The sequence below is a fragment of the Paraconexibacter algicola genome (assembly GCF_003044185.1).
GTDB lineage: Bacteria > Actinomycetota > Thermoleophilia > Solirubrobacterales > Solirubrobacteraceae > Paraconexibacter > Paraconexibacter algicola.
The window spans coordinates 1,153,849-1,168,365 of sequence record NZ_PYYB01000001.1; the positions used below are offsets into that span (position 1 = coordinate 1,153,849).

At 73.4% G+C, this 14,517-nt stretch carries 16 protein-coding genes; 8 read left to right on the forward strand and 8 right to left on the reverse strand.

Annotated features, from left to right (window positions below):
- Positions 1–45 precede the first annotated feature (45 nt).
- From C7Y72_RS05465 to C7Y72_RS05485, 5 genes are all read left to right on the forward strand, one after another.
- Positions 46–585 carry a Uma2 family endonuclease gene (locus C7Y72_RS05465; protein ID WP_158276664.1) on the forward strand — a complete coding sequence of 180 codons (540 nt, stop codon included), beginning with the start codon at positions 46–48 and terminating at the stop codon, positions 583–585.
- A 138-nt stretch (positions 586–723) separates the two neighbouring features.
- On the forward strand, positions 724–1,401 hold the full coding sequence (locus C7Y72_RS05470) for a hypothetical protein (RefSeq protein ID WP_146175268.1): 678 nt from the start codon (positions 724–726) through the stop codon (positions 1,399–1,401).
- Positions 1,402–1,503: 102 nt separating this feature from the next.
- Positions 1,504–1,791 (forward strand): DUF4258 domain-containing protein, encoded by a 288-nt coding sequence (locus C7Y72_RS05475; RefSeq protein ID WP_107567573.1) that lies wholly within the window; start codon positions 1,504–1,506, stop codon positions 1,789–1,791.
- Between the two features lie 18 nt (positions 1,792–1,809).
- Positions 1,810–2,022, forward strand: a complete 213-nt coding sequence (locus C7Y72_RS05480; protein WP_158276665.1) for a ribbon-helix-helix protein, CopG family — start codon at positions 1,810–1,812, stop codon at positions 2,020–2,022.
- Between the two features lie 160 nt (positions 2,023–2,182).
- Positions 2,183–2,740, forward strand: coding sequence for a hypothetical protein (locus tag C7Y72_RS05485; RefSeq protein WP_146175269.1), 558 nt, complete (start codon positions 2,183–2,185; stop codon positions 2,738–2,740).
- A gap of 122 nt (positions 2,741–2,862) precedes the next feature.
- On the opposite strand, the gene C7Y72_RS05490 is transcribed toward C7Y72_RS05485, so the two are convergent.
- From C7Y72_RS05490 to C7Y72_RS05500, 3 genes are all read right to left on the reverse strand, one after another.
- The gene (locus tag C7Y72_RS05490) at positions 2,863–3,042 is read right to left on the reverse strand and encodes a hypothetical protein (protein ID WP_107567576.1); all 180 of its coding nucleotides are present in this window, start codon (positions 3,040–3,042) and stop codon (positions 2,863–2,865) included.
- A gap of 93 nt (positions 3,043–3,135) precedes the next feature.
- Positions 3,136–3,774: a hypothetical protein gene (locus tag C7Y72_RS05495; protein ID WP_107567577.1), complete on the reverse strand. Its 639-nt coding sequence runs from the start codon at positions 3,772–3,774 to the stop codon at positions 3,136–3,138.
- A gap of 121 nt (positions 3,775–3,895) precedes the next feature.
- Positions 3,896–4,138, reverse strand: coding sequence for a hypothetical protein (locus C7Y72_RS05500; RefSeq protein ID WP_107567578.1), 243 nt, complete (start codon positions 4,136–4,138; stop codon positions 3,896–3,898).
- A 582-nt stretch (positions 4,139–4,720) separates the two neighbouring features.
- Here C7Y72_RS05500 and C7Y72_RS05505 point away from each other — a divergent pair.
- The gene (locus C7Y72_RS05505) at positions 4,721–9,085 is read left to right on the forward strand and encodes a hypothetical protein (RefSeq protein ID WP_107567579.1); all 4,365 of its coding nucleotides are present in this window, start codon (positions 4,721–4,723) and stop codon (positions 9,083–9,085) included.
- A gap of 90 nt (positions 9,086–9,175) precedes the next feature.
- Here C7Y72_RS05505 and flhB read toward each other — a convergent pair whose 3' ends face one another.
- Genes flhB through C7Y72_RS23105 form a run of 5 tightly spaced genes read right to left on the reverse strand, consistent with a single transcriptional unit; the run spans position 9,176 to position 12,484 of the window.
- On the reverse strand, positions 9,176–10,249 hold the full coding sequence (gene flhB / locus C7Y72_RS05510) for a flagellar biosynthesis protein FlhB (RefSeq protein ID WP_107567580.1): 1,074 nt from the start codon (positions 10,247–10,249) through the stop codon (positions 9,176–9,178).
- A gap of 6 nt (positions 10,250–10,255) precedes the next feature.
- On the reverse strand, positions 10,256–11,044 hold the full coding sequence (gene fliR / locus C7Y72_RS05515; protein WP_107567581.1) for a flagellar biosynthetic protein FliR: 789 nt from the start codon (positions 11,042–11,044) through the stop codon (positions 10,256–10,258).
- A gap of 4 nt (positions 11,045–11,048) precedes the next feature.
- Positions 11,049–11,318, reverse strand: a complete 270-nt coding sequence (gene fliQ, locus C7Y72_RS05520; RefSeq protein ID WP_107567582.1) for a flagellar biosynthesis protein FliQ — start codon at positions 11,316–11,318, stop codon at positions 11,049–11,051.
- Between the two features lie 12 nt (positions 11,319–11,330).
- Complete coding sequence (fliP, locus tag C7Y72_RS05525; protein ID WP_107567583.1) at positions 11,331–11,963, reverse strand: flagellar type III secretion system pore protein FliP; 633 nt, start codon at positions 11,961–11,963, stop codon at positions 11,331–11,333.
- Complete coding sequence (locus C7Y72_RS23105; protein WP_158276666.1) at positions 11,960–12,484, reverse strand: FliO/MopB family protein; 525 nt, start codon at positions 12,482–12,484, stop codon at positions 11,960–11,962. The genes fliP and C7Y72_RS23105 overlap by 4 nt, the downstream gene beginning before the upstream one ends.
- Before the next feature lie 130 nt (positions 12,485–12,614).
- Here C7Y72_RS23105 and C7Y72_RS05535 point away from each other — a divergent pair, with 130 nt between their 5' ends.
- Positions 12,615–13,772: a glycoside hydrolase family 3 N-terminal domain-containing protein gene (locus C7Y72_RS05535; protein ID WP_158276667.1), complete on the forward strand. Its 1,158-nt coding sequence runs from the start codon at positions 12,615–12,617 to the stop codon at positions 13,770–13,772.
- Entirely contained in the window at positions 13,769–14,500 is a 732-nt protein-coding gene (locus C7Y72_RS23880; RefSeq protein WP_233243729.1) for a VOC family protein, read from the forward strand. The genes C7Y72_RS05535 and C7Y72_RS23880 overlap by 4 nt, the downstream gene beginning before the upstream one ends.
- Positions 14,501–14,517: the final 17 nt, after the last annotated feature.

Consider the following 14,517-nt stretch of genomic DNA (forward strand, 5'->3'; position numbering starts at 1 on the left):
AGGACGTGGACACCCGAGCAGGAGGGACCGACGATGAACCGGCCGATGCGCGCCGCACCACGCATGACGACCGCGGAGTTCCTCGCACTTCCCGAGACCCCGGACGGTTCGCGACTCGAGCTCCTCGACGGTGAGGTGCTCGCGATGAACCCGCCGAGCCGGGCGCATCAGCGCGTCGCGCTCCGTGTGGCCTCCGCCCTCCTGGTCTGGACCGACGCCGCGACCGGCCGCGGCGAGGTGCTCCCCGAGATCGGCGTCGATCCGGGGTCGGCCAGCATCCTGGTTCCCGACATCCAAAGGTTCGCCGCCGGCCGTGACCTGCCGGCGGATGCGCGCGCGTGGCCGGTCGGCGACCTCGTCGTCGAGGTCCGCTCGGAGAGCACGGCGCGCTACGACCGCGAGGTCAAGCGCGAGCGCTACCTCGAGGCCGGCGCCCGCGAGGTGTGGCTCGTCGACCCGCTCACCGCGGCGGTCGTCGTCACCCGTCCCGGCGAGCCGGACGCCCTGCTCGGTCCCGGCGAGACGCTGACGTCGCCGCTCCTCCCCGGGTTCTCGCTGCCGCTCGCCCGGCTGCGCGTCGACTGAGCGCTCCGCGGTTCACCTGAACCGCCGTCGCGGCGGGGTCACGGTGCCGCCTGGCGCTCGTGCAGTCGGCGCGCGCTTGTCGCGCGCTGCGGCAGCGGGTCCCCGCATCGATCAGGTCCGCGCGCCGTTTACGTCTAGGTGACGCATCCTGCGACGAGCCCGCTGAACCGATCACGCAACCGGGCCTGCCTGGCGATCGCGTTCGCGGCAACCTCTCTCGGCGTTGGTGCCGGTCAGGCATCCGCGTCGACCGTCGAGCAACGCTCCTGCGAACGCGTCGGCGCGACCGTCGTGAAGGAGACCAAGTACGCGCAGGTCCTTCGTCTGCGCAACCGGCTGTACGGGTGCTTGCGAAGCCGCGGCAGACTCGTGAGCTTCGGCGAGGTCGACTCGTTCGGATACTTCCTGGGCCAGCAGGGACCCATCAGCATGAACGGTCGCTGGGTCGCGTTCGGAATGCGTTCCGGATCGCGATCCGGCACAGACTTCGAGTTCCGCGTCGTCGACCTCAGCAGACGCGCCGTGGTCCGGGCTCCGCTGCCGGTCATCCAAGCCCTCGCGCCGCTGCCCGATGAGGACACGGGATTCACGGCCGTGAGCGTCACACCTCGAGGGACCGCCGCGTGGATCATCAAGAGCTACGGGCCGAGTCCCAACTACGAGGTCTGGACCGCCGACACCGCCCTCGGCTCAACGTCCTTTCGCTCGCGGCTCGTCGCCCAAGGCAGCGACATCGACCCGCTACATCTCAGGACCACAGAGACCCGCGTCGGGTGGCTCCGAGCCGGCCAGCAACAGTCCGCTCCGAGGCGGTGAGCCACGAAGCGACGCTCGATCGTCGCGCGTTGCAGCAGTGGCTGATCTGCGCGTGACGGGTCCCAGACCATCGATGTCCGGACGTCGTCGTAGCTTCGTGCGGTGCCGTTCGTCTCTCTGCAGTTCAACCTCGAAGCGCTGCGCAAGCTGGCCGAGCGAGGCCTGGCACAGGACGACGTGGTCTCGTTGTTCCGTGCGGAGCGTGTGGTCTGGACGACCAACCCGAATCCGCGCGCGGACAACAGCCGGCTCGTCATCGGTCCGACGCCGGCAGGTCGGATGATCACCGTCGTGGTGGACCGCGACAGCGACGACCACGGCCGGTGGCACGTGATGACGGCATGGGACGCCACGCCGGCCCAGATCAAGCTCTTTCGGAAGGCGGGCTGAAGCGTCATGATGGGTGGCATGGGCGAGGTCCACGATCACGATCCAAACGCGTTCGACGAGGCGCTCGCCGACGCGGAGGTTCACGTCTCAAAGGGAAGCCCGGACATCCTTGTGACGGTCACGGTGCCCGTCGACGCCGGCACGCTGGACGCGCTGACAGAACGCGCCGACCGGGAGGGTCGCAACGTCGAGCAGATCGTCGCCGACGCTCTTCGCGCCGCAGCGGCCTGATTCAGCGGGGCCGGCACAAAGGACTGGCTCGGCCTCGGGTCACCGCCGGCGACCGCGCTCCCATCCGCGTGGATGCGCTCGTCGCGCGAAGGCGCAGTGCGCGGTGCGCGGTGCGCGGTGCGAGGATCAATGAGTGAGCAGAGCTACGCGCGCCGACGTCGTGACCCTTCTCACCGCGGAGGGTGCGGCGACAGAAGAGGCCGAAGCGATTGTCGTTGCGCTTGAGCGAGCTGAGCTGAATCCGCCGCAGATGCGGCGGTGGCTGGCCGACAGCGCGCGTGCGTACACCGTGAGCGTCGGCGCGACCGTCCATGGCGTTGATCTCAAACAGGTCCCTACGCACGCGATCGAGGCAGGCCGCGCAGACGCGGTCCAGGACGCAGCCGAGCGGTTCGCCGCGGCTGCGCCCGAGGAACGCATGCTGTGCCTGACCTTCCTCTGCGATCTCGATGCGGTCCGCCGGCTCTCGCGTGGCGAGGACGAACGCCTTCAGCTCCTTTGCGAAGCCGCTGGGCTACTGCGTGGCAAGCTCAAGAAGGACATCGCAGTCAACGAAGCGCTGCAGACGACGCTCTCGGGCAACTTCGACGACACGACCCGGCTCGTTGACTGGATGTCGGATGACCGACTTGCGGAGGCCGTTGAGGCACTCCGCACCGGCGCGATCGATGTGGTCGAGCTCCGCAAGCGGGGCCCGTTGCACTTCGTGGGCTGGTGATCGCTGGGCCACGCGACGACAGGAATCGCCGCGGGCTGCGAGCGAAGCGGCGTACCGGCCTTTCGCTCACTCCCCGTGTCACGCGGAGGCGCACGTGCTAACACCGATGTCGCTAGCCCGTGTCAGCGAGCCCCGCCCCTTGCGCCGACGAGGAAGATCGACGCAGCGACGCCCGTTCCGATGATGTAGGCCCAGCGCTCGTTCGTGAACGTCGCGTTGGTGTCCGCTCCGGGGAGCGCCACTGTGGCGAACACGGCGACGACCATGGGAACTCCCCCGATCGGCTGAAGCACCGCTGCCACGCCCGAATCATGCGCCGAGGCTGCGCACGTTCCCGGGACGCTGCCGTCTGGCGCGACGAGCGGATCCGCGGGGGAGCATCAGGGCGCTGGCCTCTACCTTGCTGGCTCGTAGTTCGGGTGCGGGCGCGCTGGCCAGGGTTGCTGCGTAGGGAACGCTTCGCAGCGTTCAGTGCCGGCGGTCGTCCAGCAGAACTCGCTGCTGCCCCGGCGGCGGAGAGAGAGCGCGTCGAGTTCGGGGCTGCTCGCGATGAGACGCGAGCCGTAGCGCGTAGCGGCCCGCACCGCGCCATCGATCGTCCAGGCCTGCTGCCCCTGTTCGTTGATGACCAGATCCCTCGCCGGCGCGAGCGGGAATGGACTGGCGCCAGCGGTGTAGTGACCCCGGGCTCGACCGGTGCGCAGGTCCACGACAGAAACCTGAGTGTTCGTGTCGTCGCCGCGGCCGGTCTTGTCCTCGGCGAACGCCACGAACCGGCCCGCGATCTGGAAGAGGCGAGCCCGGCTGCTCCCGCCCAGATCGCTGTAGCGCTGGCCGACGCGATGACGGGTACGGGAGCGACGCAGGCAACCCAGGTAGTTCTCGCCAGAGCGGAACACCTTCACCGCATCGGTGGAGATGATCACCGGAGCATCGCCGGACGGGCACTTGCCGGCTGCTGCGGGAGCGCTGGCGCTCCAGAGGCTCGCGAGCGCCATCGCCGCGACCACCAAGCTGAGAATGCTGCGCTTCATGCCCTTCCAACGCTTGTCCGCGACGCGAGTAGCGGAAGCGTGCGGCACTTCGCGCCGAACGGTCGCTGCCGAGCCCGCGTGGCAGCGGCGGCGGGAGAGGTCGTGTTCCGCGCGGGGTGGCTTACACGTCGCTCTGCGTGATCGTGAAGTGATCGACCCTGAGGCGGTCGAGGACCTTGAAGGAGTTGGACTGCTCGACCGCCTCCTTCCAACGATCAACGTGCCCGGCCCAGTTGCTGATCTCCGCATGTTCCACGTCGCTGACACCTGCTCGACGCGCGCCCGCATATCCCCAACGCTGGGCCTTGGGCACTCGGCCGTCCGGAAGCCCCTCGAAAACCAGTTGGAGCGTCAGGGAGTTCATCCCGACGTACTCGCCACCGTCGTCCTCCTGGAGGAGCGGGGCCTCGTAGCGCAGGATGCTGCCGGCTGGTCGGAGACAGCACGCGGCCGTCGGACCGCACGGGCGGCGGCGGTGACCCTTTGTCTCGAGGACTTCGCCGGCCCCCCAATGACGCCCGAGTGGACGCGGCGGCGGCCTTCGCGTGGTTCGTCGCGCAGGGCGCTCGCGACGCCCAGGGGCTTCCGCGGAAGCCTGCCTGCCTGAACTGGGCGGACGAAAGCCCATATGTGGGCATCGGTCCACCCAGTTCGCGCCCGGGCGCGTCGGCGTGGAAGCACGGCACCGGGGCGACTCTCACCAGCACTCGCAGGGCGCCGGCGCGCCGAGCCCAGCGGGCGACCTGAAGGGGCGAACGCACGGGTGAGGAACACCCGAGCTGGAGGGATCAGCGGCGACCTCGACCTCGCGCGCCGCGCGCTGCTCGGGCGCCCCCACGTGCTCGCCGTGACGCTCGAGGAGGAGGCGACCGCCTGCTGAAGGGGTCGGCCGGGACCAGCCCTTGGGCTGCTGCGCCGACCGCGCGCACACGGGATGGTCCGGACCATGCGCCGACCGCTCGCCGTGCTCGCCCTGCTGCTGCCCGTGCTCGTCGGGGCCGCCGCGCCCGGGACCGCGGGCGCGGCGGTGCCGATGGCGCCCGTCGCCGACCTCGTCTCGGCGACCACGGACGGCACGCCCGCCGGGGCGCGGGAGGTCGCGCTCGCCGGCTCGCGCTACGCCGTCTTCACCTCGGACGCGGCCGACGTCGTCGCCGGCCAGGCTGGGTACGACACCAACGGCACGTGCGACGTGTTCCGGCGCGACCTGCTCACCGGCGAGACCGTCGTCGTCAGCCGCGTGCCCGGCGGGTCGACCGGGGGCGGCTGCTCGGACAAGCCCCGCATCTCGCACCGCGGGACCGTCGTCGCGTTCGCGACCGACGCCGCGAACCTCATCACCGCCGCCGGGGGCGGGGCCGCGCCGCCCGCCGGGGTCGAGCAGGTCCTCGTCGCCGACCTCTCCGGTCCGACCCCGACGCTCACGGTCGCCAGCCGCGCCGACGGGGACTCCGGGGCGCTCGACGGCAGCCCGACCGCCGACTTCGACCTCAGCGGCGACGGGCAGCACGTCGCCTTCACCGCGGACGGCCAGGTCTGGCAGCGCAACCTCGACGTGAGCCCGCGCACGACCGTGCTCGTCTCCGCCCAGGACGGCACGGCCGCCACGCCGATCGCCGCGACCGCCGTCACCCCGTCGATCGACGAGTACGGACTGCGCGTCGCGTTCGCCGCCGACCTGCGCGTCTACGTGCGCCAGCCCGGGAACGTCACGACGCTCGCGTCGGTCACGACGCTCGGCACCCAGCTCGACGGCCTGCGGCCGGACCTCTCCGCCGCCGGCAACGCGGTCGCGTTCGCGACCCGGGCGCTGTCGCCGTCGTTCCGGCTGCAGGTCGCCGTGCGCGACCTCGTCGCCGGGACCACGACGCTCGTCAGCCACCCGGCCGGCGCCCCCGACACGACCGCGAACGAGGACGCCGGACCCCCGACGATCTCCGGGCGCGGACGGGTCGTCGCGTTCGCGTCGACCGCGACGAACCTCGCGGCCGGCGACCCGCGCGGCCGCGCGCAGGTGTACGTCGCCGACCTCCGCCGGGACCTGCTGACGCTCGCCTCGCGCAGCGGCGCCACCGGTGGCGACGCCGACAGCAGCACCGGCGGGGAGGGCGCCCTGGTCGCTCCCGCGCTCGCCCAGGACGGCATCACCGTCGCGTTCACGTCGCTGGCCACCGATCTCGTCGCCGCGGACACGACCGCGGCGCGCGACGCGGTCGTCCGTCGCGTGCGCACTCCCGTGGCGCCCCCCGCCGACACGCTGCGCGAGCAGTCCGTCGGCGGGCTCGACGGCCGCAACGTCGGGGAGCAGTTCCGCAGCAGCGTCGGCGCGACCACCACCGCCGGGATGGGCGTCGGCGGTACCGCGCTGTCCGCGGACGGCCGCTACGTCGCGTTCGTCGCGCACGGCAACGACAGCTACAGCGGGGACGCGCGGATCCCCGGGAACGAGAACGCGGCGGCGGTGTACGTCCGCGACCGGCTCACCGGCGAGGTCGAGGCGGTCAGCCGCAGCAGCGACGTCGCCGGCCGGCCCGGCGCGCTCGTGCCGTTCGTGTCCGGCGGCAGCGAGCTGAGCATCGACGCGACCGGCCGCCACGTGACGTTCCCGTGCGACGGTGGACGGCTCTGCCGCCGCGACCGCGTCAGCGGGACCACCGCCCGGGTCGACCCGGGCGCCAACGGCGACGCGTTCCTCGCCGGCATGAGCGCGACCGGCCGCTACGTCGTCTTCGGCTCGTACGCCACGAACCTGCCGGGCGCGGGCACCTCCAACGGCCTGCCGCGGCTGTACCGGCGCGACATGAGCAGCGGGTCGATCGTCCGCGTCGACCTGCGCGACGGGCGCACCGACGACACCGGCTTCGTGCCGCAGGGCCCCGCCGTCGACCAGCCGACCGTCAGCGAGGACGGCCGCTACGTGACCTGGACCTCCGCGGACGTCCTCGTCGCCGGGACCGGGTTCGACCCCGGCTACCGGCAGGCCTACCTGCGCGACCTGCAGACCGACCGGACCTACGCGCTCAACCGCTCGGCGAGCGGGGACTACGGGCGCTTCGGCGGCGGGGCGACCGGCCAGACGGAGTCCGGTGGCGCGCGGATCACCCCGGACGGCCGGTACGTCGCGTTCGACAGCAACGCCGGGAACCTCGTCGCCGGGAAGACGAGCACGAGCTTCGGGGTGTACCGGCAGCGGCTGACGTTCGGTGGCCCGGCCGGCGCGATCGACGGCGCCCTGGACCTCGTCTCGGTGCCGCGCCCCGGCGGCGGGGCGCAGGTCGACAACAACGCCTGGCAGCCGGCGATCAGCGACGACGGCGAGCGGGTCGCGTACGTCGGTGCGAGCCCGACGAACGTCGTCAGCGGGGTGACGGGCTTCCAGGTCTACGCCCGTGACCTGCCGGGCGGGACGACCGTGCTCGTCAGCCGCGCGGACGGGGCGGGCGGGGCACCGGCCTCCGGCGGGCAGATCGCGTTCCCGCCCACGGTGTCGCTCGACGGGCGGGTCGTGCTCTTCAGCACCTCGTCCGCGACGCTCGACGGGGACGCGGGCCTCCAGTACAAGGCGTTCGCGCGCGTGCTGCCGCCGACGAGCGGTCCGCCGGTCCCCGCACCGCAGAACACGACGCTCCCCTCGGTCTCCCCGGCCGAGCCGGTCACCGGGCAGACCGCGACGTGCGACCCGGGCACCTGGACCGGCAGCCCGACGTTCGCCTACGAGTGGCTCGTGGACGACGCGGCCGCCGCCGGGACGGGCCCGACGTTCGTGCCGCCGCCGACCGCCGCCGGCAAGCAGCTGCGCTGTCGCGTGACCGGGGCGAACGCCGGCGGGAGCGCAACCGCGACGAGCGGCCCGCGACCCGTGGTCGCCCCGCCGCCGACCGCGGAGGTGACGGGCTACGCGCGCTTCGACGAGACGGTCACGTGCGACGCCGGCCGCTTCGACGCCGACCCGTCGCTCACGGTCACCTGGCTCGTCGGGCCGGGGATCACCGACCCGGGCACCCCGATCGCGGGGGCGACCGGCCGGACCTTCACGCTCGACGACCCGGCGCTCGTCGAGCGGTGGATCCGCTGTCGCGCGAGCATCGTCGAGAACGGCACGCCCCGGACGGTCACCTCGGGGGCGCGGTACGTGCACCTCGACGTCACGGTGGTCCGGCCGACCGCCCCGCTGACCCCGCCGCGCGAGGGCGAGCGCTTCACCTGCAGCGACACCGAGGTGCGCGTGCGTCCCGCCGGCTACGGGGTCACCCACTCCTACTCCATCCGGGCGCTGCGCGACAACGGGGAGATCGCCGCCGACTACCCGGCCTCCCCCACGCCGACGTCGCTCGGCCCGCTGGCCGACGGGACCGCCGGGGGGCGCGTCGTCTGCCTGGACGAGGGACGGGCGGGAGCCGCGACCCGGTTCAGCTCCGACGGCCCGCTCGCGACGATCCTCGCCCGCAGCGCCCCCGCCCCGACGCCGGCGCCCGCCGCGCTCCCGGGCCCGCCGCGGGCCACCGCGCCGCCGACCGTCGGGGCCTACCGTCAGCTCGACCGGACCTGCCGGACCGCGACCTACGACGGGCCGCTCACGGGCCTGCGCACCCGGATCGTCTGGCGCCTGCACCTGGCGGGCGGGCAGACGACCGTCGTTCCCGCCTCCTCGCTGCAGCCGCTGGTGTTCGACGGCCAGATCTACCGCGACGCGTCACTCGCCTTCACCGGCCCGACGCCGCCGGTCGGCCTGTCCTGCGAGCAGCTCGTGACCGGACGCAACGGCGTCGAGCAGGGGACGCGCAGCGCGGTCGTGCGGCCGAACCCGTACTGCGTGGAGTGGCAGGTGCAGGGCGGCCGGCCGGGCCGCGACGGGATCCCCTACGCGGTGACCTCCGCGTGGTGCACGGACTACCGCGACGACGGGAACGACACCGTGGTGACGGCCGCGCCGCCGCTCCCGCGCCCGCCGTTGACGGTCGACGCGTCGGGGGTCGCCCGGATCGTGGTCGGGTGCGGCGCCACGGTCGCGACGACGAACGGCTGCGCGTTCACCGTGTCCCTGCACGCGATCGGGACGGCGTTCGCGGGCCGGGCGGCCGGTCCGCCACGGCCGGTGACGAAGACGACCCGGCTGGGCCGGCGGCTCGGGCGGGCGACCGCGCGCGTGCCGCGCGGCCGGCGGGCGGTGACGGTGCGCGTGCGGGTCGACGCCGCGACCCGCCGGCAGCTGCGCCGCGGGCGGACGGTCGCGACCGTGCTCGTGGTGCGCTACCGCGGCCGGGCGACCGCGGTGCGGGTCGGCGCGCCGGTGCTGCGCCGCGCCCGGTAGCGGGCGGGGCGCGGCGGGCTGGGGCGCCGGGACCCGCTCCCCTGCACCTGAGCGCACCATTCTGGTGAGCTGCGGCGCACTCGCCGGAGGTCAGCCCGTGACCGCGCGGCGGCGGCGCGCGACGCGGTACACGAACGCGAGCACCTGGGCGACGGCGGCGTAGAACTCCTCGGGGATCTGCTGGCCGACCTCGACGCTGGCGTGCAGGCCGCGGGCCAGGGGCGGGTTGGGCACGAGCGGCACGCCGTTCTCGGTGGCGAGCTCGCGGATCCGGGCGGCGAGGATGTCCTTGCCCTTGGCGACGACGATCGGCGCCGCCTCGCCGTGCTCGTACTTCAGGGCCACCGCGTAGTGCGTCGGGTTGGTGATGACGACGTCGGCGGTCGGGACGTCCTCCATCATCCGGCCGCGCGCCGCCTGCATCGCCCGGCGGCGCTGCGCGGAGCGGACCTCGGCCGGGAGCGACTGGCCCTTGGCCTCCTCCTTGACCTCCTGCTTGTCCATCCGCAGCTGCTTCTCGTTGCGCCACTTCTGGTAGCCGAAGTCGGCGAGGCCGATCAGCAGGTAGGCGGAGGCGGCGCGCAGCGCGATCGCCCGCACCTCGCCGGTCAGGGCGGCCGCGAGCTGCGCGGGCTCCACCCCGACCATCGCCCCGAGCTGCGTGAGCTTCGGGCCGACCGCGGCGAACACGATCGCCCCGACGATCCCGACCTTCGAGCAGCTCTTCACCGCCTCGGCGATCGCGTTGGGCCCGAAGATGTTCTTGAACCCGTTGACCGGGTTCAGCCGCTTGGGGTCGGGCATCAGCGCCTTGGGCATCGGCTGCGGCCCGACCTGGATGACGCCGATCGCCGCGCCCGCGATCGCGCACGCGACCGCGACCGGCGCGACGCACAGCACCGACGTCACCAGCGCGTCCATGAGCAGCCGCCCGACGCCCTCGCGGTTGACCTCCTCGAACGCGGCGAGGTTCGCGAGCGTCGACTGCATCGTCGTGCCCATCCGGTCGACGTACGCCGGTCCCGCCCAGCCGAGGACGACGACCCCGACGAGCATCACGATCGCGCCGCTGAGATCGGGGGAGCGCGCGACCTGGCCCTTCTCGCGGGCCTCCGCGCGCTTCTTCGGTGTCGCCTTCTCGGTCTTGTCCGACCCGCCGCCCACCGCCGCTCACCCCGCGAGCTTCAGGGTCTGCAGGGCGGCGCCGACGTCGCGCTGCAGCTCGTCGGCGATCCATCCGGCGACGAACGGCAGCGTCGTGCCGAGCAGCAGCAGGCCGACGAACACCTTCGCCGGGAAGCCGACCGCGAACACGTTGAGCTGCGGCACGACGCGCGACACGACCCCGAACGCGGCGTCGGTCACGATCAGCGCGAGGACGACCGGGCCGGCGACCTGGATCGCGGCGGCGAACACGCCGACGAACGCGTCGTCGGCGCCCTGCACGAGCGCGCCGAGCTGCGGGTAGGCGTCCATCGGCACGAGCTCGTAGGTGCGGGCCATGCCCTCGATCACCCAGGCGTCCCCGCCGATCGCGATGAAGATCGCGACGCCGACGAACGCGTACAGCTGCGTGAGGACCGCGGACTGCGTGCCGGTGACCGGGTCGATCAGGCCGCCGTAGGAGAACCCGATGAGCGTGTCGAGGAACGCGCCCGCGACCTGGATCGCCGCGAAGAACGCGGCGAGCGCGAACGCGAACGACGCGCCGACCAGCAGCTCCTTGCCGATCAGCGCCGCGAGGTTCCAGACGTCGAGGTCGACCTGCGCGTCACGGCCGACGACCGGGCCGAGGCCGATCGCCAGCGCCACCGCGACGATCCCGCGCACGCGCGCGGGGACGCTGCGCGAGCTGAACAGCGGCGCCAGCACGAACAGCGGGCTGACGCGCGCGAGGACGAGGAAGAACGCGACGACCTGCTGCTCGCCGAACTCGTTGATCAGCTGCTCGACGGTCAACGGCTCAGCCGATCTGCGACGGGATCGACCCCCACAGCTCGGTCGTGTAGACCATCAGCTGGTTGAGCATCCACGGGCCGCCGACGACGAGCACGACGGCGAGCGCGAGGATCTTCGGGATGAAGGAGAGCGTCTGCTCCTGGATCTGCGTGACCGCCTGGAAGACGGAGACGAGCAGGCCGACGACGAGGCCGCACAGCAGCAGCGGCAGCGCGATCTTCAGCGACAGCTCCATCGCCTGCGTCGAGAGGTTGACGACGGTGTCCTGGTCCACGGCGACGTGCTCCTAGGCGAAGCTCTGCACGAGCGATTGGGTGACGAGGTGCCACCCGTCCACGAGGACGAACAGCAGGATCTTGAACGGCAGGGAGATGAAGACCGGGGGCAGCATCACCATGCCCATCGACATGAGCGTCGAGCTGACGACGAGGTCGATGACGAGGAACGGCAGGAAGATCAGGAACCCGATCTGGAACGCCGTCTTGAGCTCGCTGATGATGAACGCGGGGATCAGCACGTAGGTCGGGACGTCGGCGCGGGTCTTCGGCCGCTCGAGCTTCGCGAGCTTCACGAACAGCGCGAGATCGCTCGTGCGGGTCTGCTGGAACATGAACTCGCGCAGCGGCTTCTGGCCGCGCTCGAACGCCTCGGCCTGCGTGATCTTCTCCGCGGTGAGCGGGTCGATCGCCTGCTCCTTGATCTGCGTGAACGTCGGGGCCATCACGAAGATCGTCAGGAAGATCGCGATGCCGACGAGCACCTGGTTGGGCGGCGCGGTCGGCGTGCCCAGCCCGGTGCGAATGAAGCCCAGGACGATGAGGATGCGCGTGAAGCCCGTGACCGTGAACAGCAGCGCCGGGACGAGCGTGATGCCGCCGATCAGGATCAGCAGCTGGACCGCGTTGCCGCCGTCGTTCATCGCTGCGTCCGGCGGCGGACCGCGTCCAGGAGCGCGCCGACCCCGTCGGTGCGCGGGTTGCTGAGGGCGCGCTGCGGGGCGACGGGGTCGCCGTCGGCGTCGAGCGCCTCGTCGGGGATGAGCCCGAGGTCGACCGCCTCCTGGCGGGTGTAGGTGCGGATCGGGGTGACGCCCTGCTCGGCGACGCCGACGAGCACGAGCTCGCGGCCGGCGTGCACGAGGTGCAGCGCACGGTTGGGGCCGAGCGCGATCGTGGCGGCGGGCCGCAGCCCGTGGCCCATCGTGCGCTCCTCGCGGCTGGCCTTGACCTGCCGCAGCACCCAGCTGAGGCCGTAGATGACCCCGATGACGACGGCGAGGCCGACGATCGTGCGGACGATCGAGCCGCCCCCGCCGCCGACGCTCGAGGCCTGGTTGGCCTTGTCGGCGGGGAGGTTCAGGGGCGTGTCCTCGCCGGAGCCGGCGACCCCGGGTGCGGCGAGCGCCACGGGAGCGAGCAGGAGCAGGGAGGCGCCGGCCACCGTCGTGGCACGCGCTGCGGTTCGAAGATGCATGGAGGGAGGGAGTGACCGGCGCCGCGGGAGGGAGGGAGCGGCGGGTCCGCCCGGTAGTCGGCCGGCGGCCCCGGGCCTTGACTGCGAGACTGGACGCATGGTCGACCTGGCACGACGCCCGTCGCAGATCGCCTGTCTGGTGGCGCTGACCGTCGCCGTCCCGGCGTGCGGCGCGGGCCGCGACGACGATCCGCGTCCGCGCGCGCAGACGACGGCGGCGGCGCCGCGCGCGCTGAACCTCGCCTCGCTGACCCCGGGGCAGCTCGCGGGCCAGCGGCTCGTCGCGACGTTCCGTGACACGCAGGTGCCGGGTCCCGCGATCCGGCGGCTGATCCGCCGCGGCGAGCTCGGCGCGGTGATCCTCTTCACCTCCTCGGCGCCGACGGTCGCCCGCGCGCGACGCATCAGCGACGAGCTGCAGGCGCTCGCCCGGCGCAGCCCGGTGCCGGTGCCGCTGCTCGTGACGATCGACCAGGAGGGCGGGGACGGCCGCACGACCGGCGCCAAGCGGCTGAACGACGCGCCGCCGTACCGGTCCGCGCAGCAGCAGGCGGCGGGCGGCGTGGCGACCGTGCGCGCGTCCGGCGTGTCCGCGGGCCGGGCGCTGCGCCGGGCGGGGGTGAACGTCAACCTCGCGCCGGTCGCCGACGTCGGCCGGCCGCGCGCCGCGCTCACGAACGAGGGCCGCTCCTACGGGTCGAGCGCCGCGACCGTCGGTCGGCTGACCGCCGCGTTCGTGCAGGGCCAGGGGCGCTCGGGCGTCGCCTCGACGCTGAAGCACTTCCCGGGCTTCGGGGCCGCCGCCGTGAACACGGACTTCGGGGTCGCGCGCATCGGCCTGTCCGCGGCGACGCTGCGGCGGGTCGACGAGGCGGCGTTCCGGCCCGGCTTGCGCGCCGGCGCGCAGCTGGTGATGCTCTCCAACGCGATCTACCCGGCGCTCGACCCCCTGCCCGCCCCGCTGTCGCGGCGGATCGCGGTCGGCGAGCTGCGCGAGCGGTTCGGCTTCCGCGGCGTGTCGATCACCGACGACCTCGAGGCGGACGCGCTGCGCTCCCGTGGGACCCCGGCGCAGCTGGCGGTCCGCGCCGCGCGGGCCGGGGTCGACCTGGCGATCCTCGGCCGGCGCGCGCAGAGCGCCGTCGACGCGCACGCGGCGCTCACGCGCGAGATCGCGACCGGCCGGCTGCCGCGCGCCGAGGCGGAGGCGTCCGCCCAGCGCGTGCTCGCCCTGCGCACCGGGCTACGCCGATGATCGACCACGTGACGCTGCGGGTCACCGACCTCGACGCGGTCCGGCCCGCCTACGACGCGGTGCTCTCGACGCTCGGGATCGCGCGCAACGTCGACGACCCCACGCTGCCGGAGTGGCGCGACTTCTCGCTGCAGCAGACCGACGCCGGGCATCCGGTCACGACCGGCGCGCACGTCGGGTTCGTCGCCCCCGACCGGGCCGCGGTCGACGCGTTCCACGCCGCCGGCCTGGCCGCGGGCTGGCGGGACGCCGGGCCGCCCGGCCCCCGTCCGCAGTACCTGCCCGACTACTACGGGGCGTTCCTGCTGGACCCCGACGGCACGAGCGTCGAGGCGGTCCACCACGGGCGCCGGCGCACCGACGGGCACGTCGACCACGTCTGGCTGCGCGTCGGCGACCTCGCAGCGACGCGCGCGTTCTACACGGCGTTCCTCGAGCCGGCGGGACTGACCGTCGGGATCGACGCCCCGGATCATCTCCTGCTGCGCGCCGGCGGCGGGTCGGTGTCCTTCGTGCCGGGGGAGCGGCCGTCCGCGCACGTGCACCTGGCGTTCTCGTCCTCCGGTGGCGAGCCCGCGGTCGACGCCTTCCACGCCGCGGCGCTCGCGGCGGGCGGCGTCGACCACGGCCCGCCCGGCCGGCGCCCGATCTACCACCCGGGCTACTACGGGGCGTTCGTGCTCGACCCCGACGGCCACAACGTCGAGGTCGTGCACCACGGGCGCTGAGCGGCGCCTATCCTCGC

What these genes read in the sequence shown, in the direction of transcription:
- C7Y72_RS05465 (WP_158276664.1), top strand. Translation starts at nt 46, where the DNA reads ATGCGCGCCGCACCACGCATGACGACCGCGGAGTTCCTCGCACTTCCC.
- C7Y72_RS05480 (WP_158276665.1), top strand. Translation starts at nt 1,810, where the DNA reads ATGGGCGAGGTCCACGATCACGATCCAAACGCGTTCGACGAGGCGCTC.
- C7Y72_RS05495 (WP_107567577.1), bottom strand. Translation starts at nt 3,774, where the DNA reads ATGAAGCGCAGCATTCTCAGCTTGGTGGTCGCGGCGATGGCGCTCGCG.
- C7Y72_RS05500 (WP_107567578.1), bottom strand. Translation starts at nt 4,138, where the DNA reads ATGAACTCCCTGACGCTCCAACTGGTTTTCGAGGGGCTTCCGGACGGC.
- C7Y72_RS05505 (WP_107567579.1), top strand. Translation starts at nt 4,721, where the DNA reads ATGCGCCGACCGCTCGCCGTGCTCGCCCTGCTGCTGCCCGTGCTCGTC.
- fliP (WP_107567583.1), bottom strand. Translation starts at nt 11,963, where the DNA reads ATGAACGACGGCGGCAACGCGGTCCAGCTGCTGATCCTGATCGGCGGC.
- C7Y72_RS05535 (WP_158276667.1), top strand. Translation starts at nt 12,615, where the DNA reads ATGGTCGACCTGGCACGACGCCCGTCGCAGATCGCCTGTCTGGTGGCG.
- C7Y72_RS23880 (WP_233243729.1), top strand. Translation starts at nt 13,769, where the DNA reads ATGATCGACCACGTGACGCTGCGGGTCACCGACCTCGACGCGGTCCGG.